At 57.0% G+C, this 14,923-nt stretch carries 15 protein-coding genes; 9 read left to right on the plus strand and 6 right to left on the minus strand.

Translation table 11 applies throughout. The annotated features are described in order from the left end of the window. Positions 1-166: 166 nt before the first annotated feature. The 3 genes from EV102420_RS11200 to cueR all read left to right on the plus strand — a co-directional run bounded on the left by EV102420_RS11200 (position 167) and on the right by cueR (position 2,922). Positions 167-1,666 (plus strand): Tle-like phospholipase domain-containing protein, encoded by a 1,500-nt coding sequence (locus EV102420_RS11200; protein ID WP_042391694.1) that lies wholly within the window; start codon positions 167-169, stop codon positions 1,664-1,666. Next, complete coding sequence (locus EV102420_RS11205) at positions 1,663-2,394, plus strand: ankyrin repeat domain-containing protein (protein WP_042391696.1); 732 nt, start codon at positions 1,663-1,665, stop codon at positions 2,392-2,394. Before EV102420_RS11200 ends, EV102420_RS11205 begins: the two co-directional genes overlap by 4 nt. Positions 2,395-2,505: 111 nt before the next feature. Then, positions 2,506-2,922: a Cu(I)-responsive transcriptional regulator gene (gene cueR, locus EV102420_RS11210; protein WP_042391698.1), complete on the plus strand. Its 417-nt coding sequence runs from the start codon at positions 2,506-2,508 to the stop codon at positions 2,920-2,922. On the opposite strand, the gene EV102420_RS11215 is transcribed toward cueR, so the two are convergent. Genes EV102420_RS11215 through tesA form a run of 5 tightly spaced genes read right to left on the minus strand, consistent with a single transcriptional unit; the run spans position 2,919 to position 6,665 of the window. Beyond that, positions 2,919-3,371: an NfeD family protein gene (locus EV102420_RS11215; protein WP_042391700.1), complete on the minus strand. Its 453-nt coding sequence runs from the start codon at positions 3,369-3,371 to the stop codon at positions 2,919-2,921. The genes cueR and EV102420_RS11215 overlap by 4 nt on opposite strands. Next, a complete protein-coding gene (locus EV102420_RS11220) occupies positions 3,368-4,285 on the minus strand; it encodes an SPFH domain-containing protein (RefSeq protein ID WP_042391702.1) in 918 nt (305 codons plus the stop codon). Before EV102420_RS11220 ends, EV102420_RS11215 begins: the two co-directional genes overlap by 4 nt. Positions 4,286-4,315: 30 nt before the next feature. Continuing rightward, positions 4,316-5,170 carry a thioredoxin family protein gene (locus EV102420_RS11225; RefSeq protein ID WP_042391703.1) on the minus strand — a complete coding sequence of 285 codons (855 nt, stop codon included), beginning with the start codon at positions 5,168-5,170 and terminating at the stop codon, positions 4,316-4,318. A 59-nt stretch (positions 5,171-5,229) separates the two neighbouring features. After that, positions 5,230-6,000 (minus strand): SDR family oxidoreductase, encoded by a 771-nt coding sequence (locus tag EV102420_RS11230; protein WP_042391706.1) that lies wholly within the window; start codon positions 5,998-6,000, stop codon positions 5,230-5,232. Between the two features lie 41 nt (positions 6,001-6,041). Beyond that, complete coding sequence (tesA, locus tag EV102420_RS11235) at positions 6,042-6,665, minus strand: multifunctional acyl-CoA thioesterase I/protease I/lysophospholipase L1 (RefSeq protein WP_042391707.1); 624 nt, start codon at positions 6,663-6,665, stop codon at positions 6,042-6,044. Between tesA and ybbA the strand changes: the two genes are divergently transcribed. The 6 genes from ybbA to EV102420_RS11265 all read left to right on the plus strand — a co-directional run bounded on the left by ybbA (position 6,636) and on the right by EV102420_RS11265 (position 13,726). Next, entirely contained in the window at positions 6,636-7,322 is a 687-nt protein-coding gene (gene ybbA, locus EV102420_RS11240) for a putative ABC transporter ATP-binding protein YbbA (RefSeq protein WP_042391711.1), read from the plus strand. The genes tesA and ybbA overlap by 30 nt on opposite strands. Beyond that, the gene (gene ybbP, locus EV102420_RS11245) at positions 7,319-9,733 is read left to right on the plus strand and encodes a putative ABC transporter permease subunit YbbP (RefSeq protein ID WP_042391713.1); all 2,415 of its coding nucleotides are present in this window, start codon (positions 7,319-7,321) and stop codon (positions 9,731-9,733) included. The genes ybbA and ybbP overlap by 4 nt, the downstream gene beginning before the upstream one ends. 181 nt (positions 9,734-9,914) lie before the next feature. Beyond that, positions 9,915-11,057: a porin gene (locus tag EV102420_RS11250; protein ID WP_042391715.1), complete on the plus strand. Its 1,143-nt coding sequence runs from the start codon at positions 9,915-9,917 to the stop codon at positions 11,055-11,057. Positions 11,058-11,243: 186 nt separating this feature from the next. Beyond that, on the plus strand, positions 11,244-12,065 hold the full coding sequence (locus EV102420_RS11255) for a MetQ/NlpA family ABC transporter substrate-binding protein (protein ID WP_042391717.1): 822 nt from the start codon (positions 11,244-11,246) through the stop codon (positions 12,063-12,065). After that, positions 12,058-13,074 (plus strand): virulence-associated ABC transporter ATP-binding protein SfbB, encoded by a 1,017-nt coding sequence (gene sfbB / locus EV102420_RS11260; protein ID WP_042391719.1) that lies wholly within the window; start codon positions 12,058-12,060, stop codon positions 13,072-13,074. The genes EV102420_RS11255 and sfbB overlap by 8 nt, the downstream gene beginning before the upstream one ends. Continuing rightward, complete coding sequence (locus EV102420_RS11265; RefSeq protein ID WP_042391721.1) at positions 13,067-13,726, plus strand: methionine ABC transporter permease; 660 nt, start codon at positions 13,067-13,069, stop codon at positions 13,724-13,726. The genes sfbB and EV102420_RS11265 overlap by 8 nt, the downstream gene beginning before the upstream one ends. Here EV102420_RS11265 and mnmH read toward each other — a convergent pair whose 3' ends face one another. Next, positions 13,727-14,800, minus strand: a complete 1,074-nt coding sequence (gene mnmH, locus EV102420_RS11270) for a tRNA 2-selenouridine(34) synthase MnmH (protein WP_042391723.1) — start codon at positions 14,798-14,800, stop codon at positions 13,727-13,729. Positions 14,801-14,923 lie beyond the last annotated feature (123 nt).

The following is a 14,923-nucleotide window of genomic DNA, read 5'->3' on the forward strand; positions in this document are numbered from 1 at the left end:
GCGTGGAGGAACATAAACCTTCCATTAATGGGAATGTTAGGGGAGGCTATGAATAGTTGAACTATTTTAATCGCCACTAGTACAGCTTACCGTAACGAGAACGAGGATTGTTTGTTTCCATTGATGTGCGATAATGACGCCTATAGACATTTAAAAAAGGGTCGGTATGTTTTCTAGTTTCAAGCTATTTTATATTGCTGAGGATTTACTTTCGCCTGACGAATTTCCCCGCATAGAAGATCCTGCCATCGCCTGTCATGAACTTTCCTACATACCAGAAAAGGATATTTTGTCACTCTTCACTGGATTACGTGGAGCAGATAAGATACGTCATGAGGCCGGAGTTACGCACAATGGGATAAGCTCGGATCTACGTGGGAAGGTACAAAGTGGCCTACAGAGAGGAGAAATTGTGGCGGTCGATACTCGGCCTGGCATATTCGCAACGATAGGGCCATTTTACGTCGACACAGAAGGTCATCTGAGAATGCAAGATATACCAAAATCGCACTACCCGCTTGATAAAATAATACGTCGCTATGAGGAAATGGTGAGATTTTGGGGCGGCCGCCGGGCGCGGCCTTCAGTCTTTCCGGCGCAGGTGACCAAGTCAAAACCAGTGATTAAAACTGACATACGTACAGAATATAGGAAGATAACTCATCGCAAAATAGCGGAGCCTATGACTAAAGCGCAGCGCTGGCAAGAACGGCAATATCTAATAGGGACTGGACAGAGAAGTATCTATCCTGATGCCAGGCTTGCGTCAGACAGACTGGCTGAGAATAACGAGGCCGTTGAAAAGGCAAAGCTTGCAGAAAATGTATATAAAAACATAAACCCACTACGGGATACCCCGGGGGTGCCAGAGGGATGGAAAGACATCAGCAATGATGAAGGAGCACTTAATAAAATTGGTTTGAGCCGTGAAATGCTCTACGATAACAATAAGTCACCTGATTTTTTGGCAAGAGTGTATGAACCTGAAAGCAGTGTTTTTGGTAAAGATATGAACCCGACCGTTGTCTTCAGGGGTTCAAGAGCACCAGAGTTTCCAGAGGGACTCATGAGTGCCGCAAAGAAAGCTTTTTTAAAGTGGGATGTGTCTGGAATAAAAAATATAAAAGACTGGGCTAATAATATCGAGCAAGCAATAGGGATGGAGTCTGAATATTACAAAAAAGCTATCGATATAGGTAAGGCAATCAGGGGACACACTGATATATCAGGACATTCTTTAGGAGGAGGAATGGCCTCGGCTGCTTCTATGGCAAGTGGGCAATCTGCATGGACATTCAATGCTGCTGGACTAAATTCGGGAACAGTAGAAAAGTATGGTGGTAAAATCTTGGGTAGTGCCAATAATATAAAGGCTTATAGGATTGACGGCGAGTTATTGACGTCTTTACAAGAAGTGCATAACGAAGAAGATTATGACCTTATAAAAAATGCGCTTCCTGAATCTTTGCAAAAACCTTGGGGAGCAGCCTTGCCCTTTACTTTAAAAGAATGGGGTTCGCTAGCTGCACCAGATGCAGTTGGAGCGCAACACATTCTTTCCGGAGGTACAGGGTCTCTTCTTGATAAGCACGGTATTGACCAGACAATAAAGCTTATCGAAGATGAAAAAGATAATGATATCGCCACTATCAGGAGCCGTATATGAATAAGCTGATAAGGACACTGGCGTTAGTACTTACCATTTTAATCATGCAGGGGTGTAAAAAAAACATGCCATATGAACCGCAGGACTTTTTTGGCGGCCGCCAGTTGGAATTGGCACAGATGATTTATGAAGGCGATGAGGCAAAGCTAAAGGAGAAGCTTTCATCCCTCAGTAAAGAAGAGTTAAATCAACCTGCGAAAGAGGAAATGACATTACTTTTCTGGTCCGTGCTGAACTCAACTAAGGATAAATCAACGCCGGACAGGCTAAAAATAATAACAGATCTGGTTAAAGCTGGTGCAGACCCTTTACAACCACGAACTGAGGGTGGTAGTAGCCCTGCGGAGTTTGTCTTACAGGGGGATAATGGAGCTTGGATTAAAGCAATGCTGGATGGCGGATTATCGCCAAACGCTAAAGATAAGACCTTCAATAAGCCAATAGTTTTTGAAACCTTAAAGGCGAAAAACACTGCAACGTTAAACGTTATGCTTGACTACGGAGCGGATGTAAACGCAAAAAGTGCAATGGATCGTACATTATTAATCAATGCATTATACGCAAGCAAAATCGAACATATTGAGCTTTTGTTAAAAAAAGGAGCCAATCCACAGCTAAAGGATTCATTCAACGAAAACTTTACTTTTTTACTCAACAAGGAAATCTTTCAAAAAGATCAAAATAACGAATATATAAAAAGGTTAATTGCGGTTCGCGATAATTTGTAAACCAAGGATATTAAAAAATGCTATGCCTCTGTAAACAGGTTGACGACTGAGCAGAGAATGAATAGCGTTGAGGAACGTAACCTTCTATTAAGGGGAAGGTCAGGGGGAACCATGAACATAAGCGATGTAGCAAAAAAGACAGGCTTAACCAGCAAGGCGATCCGCTTCTATGAAGAGAAGGGGCTGGTGACGCCGCCGCTGCGCAGCGAGAACGGCTATCGCAGCTACACGCAGCAGCATCTGGATGAGTTGACCCTGCTGCGCCAGGCGCGGCAGGTGGGGTTTAATCTGGAGGAGTGCGGTGAGCTGGTCACCCTGTTTAACGATCCGGCCCGGCACAGCGCCGATGTGAAAGCCTATACCTTGCAAAAGGTGGCAGAGATTGAGCGCCACATCGTCGAGCTACAGGCGATGCGCGACCAGTTGCTGGATTTAGCGAACGCCTGTCCGGGCGACGACGGTGCCGACTGTCCGATTATCGATAACCTCTCCGGCTGCTGCCATCGTCATTCAGCTAAAGAGAGCTAACGCGCTCTGATGCGCAGGGTAATGCCCTCGACCGCCACTACTTCGACAGGCGTACCGGCAGGCAGATCGTCGTCGGCGCTCACCGGCCAGGTGCTGTCGCCGACGCGCATATGGCCGCGGCCGTTGACCAGAGCCGTGTCGAGGGTAAAGTGTTTGCCCACCAGTTGGACACCACGCTGGTTAAGCGCCGCGTCGGCAGGCTTCTGCTCGCGCACGCGGCGGGCCAACCAGCGCCACCACAGCCACGCTGCCAGCAGGGTGAGCAGGGCAAACAGCGCGCCCTGCCACTCCCAGCCGAACGGCAGCAGCCAGACCAGCAAGCCCGTCACCACCGCTGCCACGCCGCTCCACAGCAGATAGCCATTTCCACCCAGCATCTCGGCTGCCAGCAGCAGGCCGCCAAGGCTAAGCCAGAGGAGGTGAGGGTGCTGAAGCAGGCTGTCGATCATACGCTTTTCCGTTCGCTGGCGCTCTCTTTCACCAGCTCGGCGATCCCAGCGATAGAGCCCATCAGGCTGCTGGCCTCCAGCGGCATCAGTACCACCTTACTGTTAGCAGATGAGCCGATATGCTGTAGCGCTTCGGTATATTTCTGCGCGACAAAGTAGTTCACCGCCTGAATATCCCCGGCGGCAATCGCCTCGGAGACCATCTGGGTGGCACGGGCTTCTGCCTCTGCCGAACGTTCTCGCGCTTCGGCCTGCAAAAACGCTGACTGGCGCTCACCCTCGGCCTTGAGGATCTTCGACTGCTTCTCCCCTTCGGCTTTGACGATCTGCGCCTGGCGGATCCCCTCTGCTTCCAGAATGTAGGCGCGCTTGGTTCGCTCGGCCTTCATCTGGGCGTTCATGGAGGAGATAAGCTCAGCGGGCGGGCGCACGTCGCGGATCTCAATACGCGTCACCTTGATCCCCCAGGGATTGGTCGCCTCATCAACGATATGCAGCAGGCGGGTGTTGATGTTATCGCGCTGGGAGAGCATCTCGTCCAGCTCCATCGACCCTAAAACGGTACGGATGTTGGTCATCGTCAGATTGATGATGGCCAGCTCAAGGTTGCTTACCTCGTAGGCCGCCTTCGGGGCGTCGATCACCTGGATAAAGCACACCGCATCGATGGTGACGTTGGCGTTATCCTTGGAGATCACCTCCTGAGAAGGGATATCCAACACCTGCTCCATCATATTGATTTTGCGGCCAATCCGATCCATAAACGGCACAACCAGGCTCAGGCCCGGCTGTAACGATTTGGTATAACGCCCGAAGCGTTCCACAGTCCATTGATAGCCCTGCGGCACAATCTTCACGCCCGCGCCGACAATCACCAGCGCGACGAAAATAAGTACCGGGATCACGATAAGCATTTACACCCTCCCTGCCGCAATAGCGGTCAATCAATAAAGCAGTGAATAGAGCTTGCGGCGATAGGAGGTCGCCAGCGCGTCTCCGGTGCCCAGCGCGGCGAGGATCTCCTGCAGCATCTTGCGCGCTTCGCCGTTGGCGGCGGAGAGATCCTTACGCAGGTGGCTAAACAGCAGCTCCAGCGCCTCTTCGTTACGCCCAACCTGATGCAGCTGCAACGCCAGCTGCGTTGCCAGCTCGGCATTCTCCGGCGACTGCTCAACCTGCTGCTGCAGGAGCTGGATCTCCGGGGTGTCAGCGGCTTTTTTCAGCAGCTCGATCTGCGCCACCAGGCCCTGATAGCGGGTATCCTGATCCTGTAGCGGAATGGTTTTCAGCACCGCTTCCGCTTCGTCGGCGCGGTTAAGAACGATCAGCGTCTCGGCCAGCAGCAGACCGAACTCGCCGTTCTGGTTTGAGAGCTGCCAGGCCTCTTTCGCCAGCGGCAGCGCCTCGGCATAGTTGCCTTCCTGAGCCAGGGCCATCGCCTGCTGGGCTTTCAGCTCCTCGGGGCGGGGCAGGACCTTCTCCAGCAGGGCGCGGATCGCCTCTTCCGGCTGTGGGCCCTGGAAGCCGTCCACCGGCTGGCCGTTCTGGAACAGATAGACGGTTGGGATCGCCCGCAGGCCAAACTGCGAGGCCACCATCTGCTCGGCGTCGCAGTCTACCTTCGCCAGAATAAACTGTCCGCTATACTGCGCGGCCAGAGACTCCAGCACCGGGGTCAACTGCTGGCAGTGCTGGCTACGATCGGACCAGAAGTAGAAAAGCACCGGAATGTTGACCGACTGCTCTAGCGTCTGTTGGAGGTTCGCTTCGGTAATAGTGACAATATTCTGTACGGACATAGCTAATTCTCTGTTTTCACGTTTATCTTTACATGGGGTTGAGAGGCGGGGCCTTCAACTCATCCGCGCAAAATTTTATCCATCGCCCGCCCCGGCAGTAGGCGTTTCAACCAGCAGACGGCATGGGTGACCAGCGTCACCGGATAGCGCAGCTTTGGACGCTTGCTCTCAAAAGCATGGCGCACTTTTGCCACCACCGCCTCCGGGCCGAGGGTAAACCGTGCAGCAATGCCAGGATTTTCTACCGGGTTATCCTGCTGGGTCTGGTTGACGTTTTTGGTAAAGCGCGTGCGGATTGGGCCAGGCTCGATCAGGCTCACCTGAATACCGCTGTGGCGCAGCTCCATGCGCAGGGCATCTGACCACGCCTCAAGGGCATATTTACTCGCCGCATAGGCTCCGCGTCCGGCCGTTGAGATCAGCCCCATTACTGAGGAGGTCATCACAATCCGCCCCTCGCCGTGAGGGATCATTGCTGGCAGCAGGCGCATGGTCAGCTGATGCGCGCCAAAGAAGTTGGCGGAGAACTGCTGCTCCATCTGTTCGCGGCTGATGGTAGCCAGCGGGCCGTAGACGCCGTAGCCCGCGTTGTTAAAAATACCGTACAGGCGGTTGTCGGTCCGCGCGATAATCTCATCGGCGGCGCGATCGACGCTCTCCGGTGAGTCGAGATCCAGCAGGATGCCGGTAAAGCCCATCCCGTTCATGCGTGAGACGTCATCCGGTTTGCGGCAGGCGGCGAGGACATGAAAACCCTGGCGCTTGAGCTCTACCGCTGCTTCCAGACCGATTCCGCTGGAACATCCTGTTATTAAGACCGATTTTTGCATAACTTTACCCGTAGGCGTCCCCGATTATTTATGAGTCATGGTTAACTGTCATGGTTAACTAAAGGTGCGAGGCGCGTGGCCATCCAGTCGGCGATAAACGGCTGGGCATCCAGATTTGGGTGAATGCCATCGTCCTGCATCCACTGCGGCTTGAGGTAGACCTCCTCCATAAAGAAGGGGAGCAGCGGCACGTTGAACTCTTTCGCCAGCGCAGGGTAGATGGCGCTAAAGGTCTCCGTATAGCGACGACCAAAGTTGGGCGGCAGGCGGATCTGCATCAGCAGCGGCTGCGCGTTAGCGTCCTTAATGGTCTGCAAAATTTTACGCAGGGTCTGCTCTGTCTGCTGGGGTGCAAAGCCCCGCAGGCCGTCGTTGCCCCCAAGCTCCACCAGCACCCAGCGCGGCTGGTGCTGCTTCAGCAGCGCGGGCAGACGAGAAAGCCCCTGCTGCGAGGTATCGCCGCTTATACTGGCATTAACCACCGACGGCGTCTGCTGCCACTTAGCGTTAAGCAGCGCAGGCCAGGCCGAATTGGCCGCCATGCGGTATCCGGCGCTCAGGCTGTCACCGAGAACCAACAGCGTGTCAGCGGCTGCGGCACGGAAGGTAAACAGAAGCATAAACAGGAAGGGCAAATGCCAGCGGAAAACATTGTTGAAGTTCATTATCTTAAGAAGTCCGTCGGTCAGGGGGAACATGAGCTTTCCATCCTCACCGGAGTTGAGCTAGTTGTCAAACCGGCGCAGACGATTGCCCTGATCGGCGAGTCGGGATCCGGCAAGTCCACCCTGCTGGCGATCCTCGCCGGGCTGGACGACGGCAGCAGCGGCGAGGTCAACCTGCTGGGCCAGCCGCTGCACAGTATGGATGAAGAGGCACGGGCGGCGCTGCGGGCGCAAAACGTCGGCTTTGTCTTCCAGTCCTTTATGCTGATCCCCACCCTAAACGCACTGGAGAACGTCGAGCTTCCGGCGCTGCTGCGCGGTGAGAACGGTCGCCAGAGCCGGGAGAACGCCAAAGCGCTGCTGACCGAGCTCGGACTTGGCAAGCGACTGGATCATCTTCCCGCCCAGCTCTCCGGCGGCGAGCAGCAGCGCGTAGCCCTGGCCCGCGCCTTCAATGGCCGCCCCGGCGTGCTGTTTGCCGATGAGCCCACCGGCAACCTTGACCGGCAGACCGGAGATAAGATCGCCGATCTGCTCTTCTCGATGAACCAGCAGTATGGCACCACGCTGATCCTGGTCACGCACGATCCGCAGCTGGCGGCCCGCTGCGACCGTCGCCTGCGGCTGGTCAACGGCGAACTGCGGGAGGAAGCATGATTGCCCGCTGGTTCTGGCGCGAATGGCGTTCGCCGTCGCTGCTGATCGTCTGGCTGGCCCTCAGCCTGGCCGTGGCCTGCGTGCTGGCGCTGGGCAACATCAGCGATCGCATGGAGAAAGGGCTAAGTCAGCAGAGCCGCGACTTTATGGCGGGCGACCGGGCGCTGCGCAGCTCCCGCGAGATCCCCCCGGCGTGGCTGGAGGAGGCGCGCAAGCGCGGTCTGAAGGTGGGGGAGCAGCTTACCTTCGCCACCATGACCTTTGCTGGCGATACGCCGCAGCTGGCTAACGTCAAGGCCGTGGATGCTATCTATCCCATGTACGGCGAGCTGCAAACCAATCCGCCGGGCCTCAAGCCGCAGGCGGGAACGGTGCTGCTCGCCCCGCGCCTGATGGCGCTGCTGGAGTTGAAAACCGGCGACTATATCGATGTTGGCGACGCCCGCCTGCGGATTGCGGGCGAAGTGGTGCAGGAGCCGGACGCCGGGTTTAACCCCTTCCAGATGGCGCCCCGCCTGATGATGAACATTGCCGACGTAGAGGCGACCGACGCGGTCCAGCCCGGTAGCCGCGTGATGTGGCGCATCAAGTTTGGCGGCACGCCGCAGCAGCTTGAAGAGTATGAAAAGTGGCTCCTGCCGCAGCTTAAGCCGGAGCAGCGCTGGTATGGCCTGGAGCAGGACGAGGGCGCGCAGGGGAAATCGCTGGAGCGCTCGCAGCAGTTCTTGCTACTGTCGGCCCTGCTGACTCTGCTGCTGGCGATTGCCGCCGTGGCGGTGGCGATGAACCACTACTGCCGTAGCCGCTACGATCTGGTCGCAATCTTAAAAACGCTGGGGGCAGGGCGCGCCCAGCTGCAAAGGCTGATCGTCGGCCAGTGGCTGCTGGTGCTGGCCCTTGCCACTGTCACCGGGGGCGCTATCGGCCTGCTGTTTGAGCAGGTGCTGATGATCCTCCTCAAGCCGGTGCTGCCCGCTGCGCTGCCGCCTGCCAGCCTCTGGCCATGGCTGTGGGCGACGGGAGCGATGCTGGTGATCTCCCTGCTGGTGGGGCTGCGGCCCTATCGTCTGCTGCTGGCCACCGCGCCGATCCGCGTCCTGCGCCGTGATGCGGTGGCTAACGTCTGGCCGCTTAAGCTCTATCTGCCCATTGTTGCTGCTGTGGCTATCGCGCTGCTGGCCTGGCTGATGGGCGGCAGCATGCTGCTGTGGGCCGTATTAGCGGGCGCGGTGGTGCTGGCTCTGCTCTGTGGGCTGGTGGGCTGGATGCTGCTTAACGTCCTCAAGCGGCTGACCCTGAAGTCGCTGGCGCTGCGGCTGGCGGTCAACCGACTGCTACGTCAGCCGTGGTCGACCCTGAGCCAGCTCTCGGCGTTCTCGCTTTCATTCATGCTGCTGGCGATGCTGCTGGTGCTGCGTGGCGATCTGCTCGATCGCTGGCAGCAGCAGCTTCCTGCCGAGAGTCCCAACTACTTCCTGATCAATATCGCTTCCGAGCAGGTGATGCCGCTGAAGACGTTTCTTGACGAGCATCAGATCGTTCCGGAGTCGTTCTACCCCATCGTGCGGGCGCGCCTGACCCAGATTAACGGCCAGACCACCGAGGGCAATAAGGAAGAGGCGCTGAACCGGGAGCTGAACCTCACCTGGCAGGCGAACCGGCCGGATCACAATCCACTCACCGCGGGCAGCTGGCCGCCCAAGGCGGGAGAAGTGTCAATGGAGGAGGGGCTGGCGGAGCGGCTTAAGATCCGTCTTGGCGATAGCGTTACCTTTATGGGCGATACCCAGGACTTCACGGCCAGGGTGACGAGCCTGCGTAAGGTGGATTGGGAGAGCCTGCGGCCGAACTTCTTCTTCATCTTCCCGCCCGGCGCGCTGGATAACCAGCCCCAGAGCTGGCTGACCAGCTTCCGCTGGGAGAACGGCAACGGCATGCTGACCCAGCTTAATCGGGCGTTTCCTACGGTGAGCCTGCTGGATATCGGGGCGATCTTAAAGCAGGTCGGCCAGGTGCTGGGGCAGGTGAGCCGCGCGCTGGAGGTGATGGTAGTGCTGGTGACGCTCTGCGGCATTCTGCTGCTGCTGGCTCAGGTGCAGGTTGGCATGCGCCAGCGGCATCAGGAGCTGGTGGTCTACCGTACGCTGGGGGCAGGTAAACGTCTGCTGCGCACGACCCTGTGGTGCGAGTTCGCGCTGCTGGGCTTTGTCGCCGGGCTGGTGGCGGCCATCGGCGCGGAGACGGCGCTGGCGGTATTGCAGACGCGGGTATTTGATTTCCCGTGGCAGCCCGACTGGCGGCTGTGGCTGACGCTGCCGCTCTGTGGCGCGCTGCTGCTCTCGATCTGCGGCGGCTGGCTGGGCACCCGGTTATTAAAGGGCAAAGCGCTGTTCCGCCAGTTTGCTGGGTAATTTAACCTCTAATGCGCGCCGGGAATTATCTCGGTGCGCAATTTTTCCCCTCGATGATTATTCACCAACTCGATGTTTTGACAGCACAAAACCGCAAAAAAGCCGCAACACCCCCACCTTAATAAACGATATTATTTGCTTGCTAAATAGTTAGCTGTCTATTCATCAAGGAAATAGTCTCATGGCTATAAAAATAAAAGCGCTGGCAATCACGATCGGCGCAGCAGTGGCAGTCACCTCTTTTACTACTCAGGCAGAGATTACACTTTTAAAGCAGGACCCAGCCGCAGGTGACGCGCTGAGCCGCCTCAACTTTGCCGTTGGCGGCAGTATTCGTCCCCAGTTCAACAATATGACCGGCGATGGCGATAAAGGCTCTTACAAACGCAACGGCTTTGACGGCGGCACGCGTTTCCGTTTCGCAGCGGATTACTACCTGTTTGATGATATCAACTGGACCAACTATTACGAAGTGGGTGTGAATATTCCGGCGGTATTTGACTGGGATAACCACTACGCCAAAGGAGCAGATGATACCAGCCGCCGCATGCTCTATACCGGCTTTAAAAGTAAAACCTGGGGCGTGCTGACCTTTGGCCAGCAGAACAGCGTCTACTACGACGTGATCGGGGCCAAAACCGATATCTGGGATTACGACATGATTGGCCAGGCACCGGGCAACGGTATCAATGGCGATTATGATGGCTCCTACCGTTCACGCAAGATGCTGAAGTATAAGAAGACCGTAGGCGATGCTGATATCTACGCCTCTTATCTGTTTAAAGACAACTATAACCCGATGAACGGCCTGCGCTATGAGCGTACCGGCGGCGGCTCGCTGGGTCTCGACTACCGTCTGACCTCCGATCTTACCTGGGGGACGGCATGGAACTACACGCGGGCAAAAATCTACAATCCGCATAACAGCGACAGCAAAACCTGGGATCAAAACATTGTCGGTACGGCGCTAAGCTGGTCGCCGGATCGCTGGACAATCTCCGTGGGTGGCGGCTGGTATCAGAACTTTATGACTACCAAAAAAGTCTCTATCGACCACTACTTCGCCGGTGATGCGTGGGGGATTGAGTACTTCGCCGGTTACAAAATCCCGGTGGGTCAGTATGCGCTTAAATCCGTGCAGCCCTACGTGATGGGCGATCGTATTGAGTACCTGAATGGCCGCGACTACCTGCGCACCGATAACGGCGTTGGCGTCACCTTCCAGCTGGATTACGGCTTCCGCGTTGATTACGAGCACGTCTTTACCTCTAGCACTGACAATCTGGGCGATATGAACCTGGTGCGTCTGCGCTACGACTTCTAATAAGCGTCCTGTCCCCGGCGGCGCGTGCGTTTGCCGGGGCACTGCTATCTATATGAAATTTTTTCAATTACCGCCGGGCCGGGTTTATGCCATCTTAACGCTCTGCGTTATGCATAAATTGTCAAAAAAGCGCGCCGCTTAGTCCGGCGCGTCATACAGCAAACACAATACACTTTGGGAGAATCTATGGGACGTCGTCTCAGCTTTCGTGCCAGCGTTGCTGCACTGCTTTTAGCCTGTGGTCTACCGTTTGCCCACGCCAGCGATCCGCAAACCATCACCTTCGGCGTCGCGCCGGGTCCCTACGGCGATATGGTCAAACAGGCCATTGCCCCTTCGCTGAAGGAGAAGGGCTATAAGGTCGTGGTGCGCGAGTTTAGCGACTACGTTCAGCCGAACATGGCGCTCTCTAACGGCAGCATCGATGCCAACCTGTTCCAGCACTCGCTCTACTTAGACAAGTTCGCGGCCGATAAAGGGCTGAAGCTCACGAAGCTGATTGTCGTTCCCACGGCGGGCATGGGCCTCTACTCCCATAAGGTTATTAGCGTCGATCAGCTGAAGAAGGGCGATATCGTCACCCTATCCAACGATCCCACTAACCTGGCGCGCGGCCTGCGTTTCCTTCAGGCGATGCAGCTGATCACCATCAAAGAGAATATCGACCCGACCAAAGCCTCCGAGCGCGATATCGCCAGCAACCCGAAAGGGCTGGTGTTTAAACCGCTGGAAGCGGCCCAGCTGCCGCGTACGTTGGATAGCGCCAGCGCCGCGCTGGTAAACGGTAACTTTGCCATTGCCGCTGGCCTGAAGCTCTCCTCTGCCCTTAAGCAGGAGCAGCTGGACGAGAACCTGAAAAACGTTATCGCGGTGCGTAGCGAAGATGCCGATAAGCCGTTCGCCAAAGACATCGTGGCTGCGGTGCAGTCTCCGGCCTACCGGGCGGTGATTGACGATCCGAAGAACATCTTCAACGCCTTCCAGAAGCCAGAGTGGATGCATGATTGAGCTAAATAACGTCTGCGTCGATTTTGCCGCAGGCAAGGGGCCCACGACCCGGGCGGTGGACGATGTCAGCCTGCATATCACGGCAGGGGAGATTTTTGGCATCGTTGGCACCAGCGGCGCAGGGAAAAGTACCCTGCTGCGCACCCTGAATGCCCTCCAGCGCCCCAGCCAGGGCGAGGTGAAGATCAACGGCGTGGCGATCTCCACGCTAGAAGGCGTCACGCTGCGCAAGGCACGCCAGCGCATCGGTATGATCTTCCAGCACTTTAATCTGATGCACACCCGCACCGTGGCGCAGAACGTCGCGTTCAGCCTGAAGGCGGCGGGGTGGGCCAGCGGTGAGATTGCGCCTCGGGTTAAAGAGATCCTGGAGCTGGTAGGCCTTGCCGATAAAGCAGGCCGCTTTCCGGCGCAGCTGAGCGGCGGGCAGAAGCAGCGGGTGGGGATCGCCCGCGCGATTGCCAATCATCCTGACGTGCTGCTCTGCGACGAGCCGACCTCGGCGCTGGATCTGGAGACCTCTGCGACGATCCTCGCCCTGCTGAAAGAGATCAATGCCCGGCTGGGGATCACCATCGTGCTGATCACCCATGAGATGAACGTGATCAAATCGATCTGCGACCGGGTGGCGGTGATGTCCGCAGGCAAGGTGGTTGAGCTGGGCGAGGTATTTGATATCTTCGCCCACCCGCAGCATCCGTTTACCCAGCAGCTGGTTTCGCACACCTTGAATCTGACTCTGCCAGAACGGCTGCAGCAGGATCTGCCGGGGCAGCTGGTGAAAATTCTGTTCATCGGCGATTCAGCCGAGCAGCCGGTGCTCTCTGAGGTGGCGGTGATGTTTGGCGTGGCGGTGAATATTCTGCATGGCAAAATTGAGTATCTTGGCGAGCGGGCGCTGGGGATCCTGGTGGTTCGCTTAACCGCCGCCGATAATCCGACCGCGGTCGAGGCCGCCGTCGACCATATCCGTCAGCGTACAGCCCAGGTGGAGGTGCTTCGTGGATGATTTACTGGCCGATCTGAGCCTGGCCTTTGGCGAAACCTTCCAGATGCTGAGCATCTCAACGGTGCTGGCTATCGTCGGCGGTCTGCCGCTCGGCTTTCTGATCTTTGTGACCGATCGGCATCTCTTCTGGCAGAACCGCGCGGTGTATCTCATCAGCTCCGTGCTGGTGAACATTATCCGCTCCGTGCCTTTTGTGATCCTGCTGGTGCTGCTCCTGCCGCTCACGCAGTTCCTGCTTGGCAACACCATCGGGCCGATTGCGGCCTCGGTGCCGCTCTCGGTTGCCGCCATTGCCTTCTATGCCCGGCTGGTAGACAGCGCCTTGCGCGAGGTGGATAAGGGAATTATCGAGGCCGCCGAAGCTTTTGGTGCTAGCCCGCTGCGTATCATCTGCACCGTGCTGTTGCCGGAGGCCAGCGCGGGCCTGCTGCGCGGCCTGACCATTACTCTGGTGAGCCTGATCGGCTACTCGGCGATGGCGGGGATCGTCGGCGGCGGTGGGGTAGGGGATCTGGCGATCCGCTACGGCTACTACCGCTATGAGACGCAGGTAATGGTGGTCACCGTGGTGGCGCTGATTATTTTGGTGCAGGTGGTGCAGATGCTGGGGGACTGGCTGGCCGCACGAGCCGACAAGCGAGGCCGCCGCTGACTAGGCGTTTTGCAACCAGCCGTTGACCTCCTGCCACGAGCCGCGAAAGACAATCTTCGCGGCTTTCTTGTCTAACTGATAGCGGTACATCGGATCGTAATACTCCTTCAGTAACGGCACCAGCCAGGCATCATGGTCGCCGGTATCGCCGCGCTGCTGCTGGATCGCCAGGGCACTGTCAAGGTGTGCGCTGAGTTCGGCAAAACGCTGTAATCCCAGACGGCGACGGATGGCGAACAGCCCATGGTGCAGGTATTCGGCATAGTTCTGCCAGCCCGCCTCCTCGCCGTGTGCTGCGGTAAAATCGTGCTGCATACGCACAAAGTACTCGTTATGCAGACGCGCCACGCGCAGGTCAAACGGATCGTCCACCACTGCGATAGGCGACTCTACCATGCGTTCATACAGGCAGCCCGGCAAATGGTTGCCGCCGATCGTCCGGCCTTCATCTTCCAGCACCAGGCGCGTCGCGTCGCGTTTAAGCAGTTCTACCGCCAGCGCATTTTCAAAGCTTGCCTGCGAACGCTGTGGTTGCAGCGTGCGGCCAAATGACGATCCACGATGGCGAGCCAGATCTTCCAGATCGATGCCGTCAGGATGCTGGCGCACCAGATCGGTTTTACCGCTGCCGGTGCAGCCGCCGATCAGGATCAGCGGACGCTGGACGCGCTGCTCCGTGGCGAGTATTGCCGCCTGACGCAGGGCCTTATAGCCGCCGGGAATTAACGGATAGTCAATACCTGCCTCGCGCAGCCACTGTTGTGTGATATGCGAACGCTGGCCGCCACGTGCGCAGCACAGATAGCCGTCGGGATGACGCAGGCAGGCATGGCGCCATGATTGAATGCGCTGTTCGCGCGTAATGCCAGACACCAGTTGATGCCCGAGCGTTAACGCGGCCTCAGGGCCCTGGTGCTTATAGCAGGTGCCGACTGCCGTACGCTCTTCATCGTTCATCAACGGGAGATTAATTGCCGACGGCATTGCGCCTTGGGCAAATTCAACCGGGGCGCGTACATCCAGCAGGGGGGTATCAGCGGTGAGGATCGCGCAATAATCCATGCCTTCGCTCATGGGACTTCCTTCTGCACATCAAAGAGCAACGTTGTACGTCAGATTGCGCTATTTTACGCGTCCATTTGTGCGGTGGGAGAAAAAAATGATACGGGGAGCGGTACGACCGGGTTGCACGTGCGC

This window comes from Pseudescherichia vulneris NBRC 102420 (assembly GCF_000759795.1).
GTDB classification, from domain to species: domain Bacteria; phylum Pseudomonadota; class Gammaproteobacteria; order Enterobacterales; family Enterobacteriaceae; genus Pseudescherichia; species Pseudescherichia vulneris.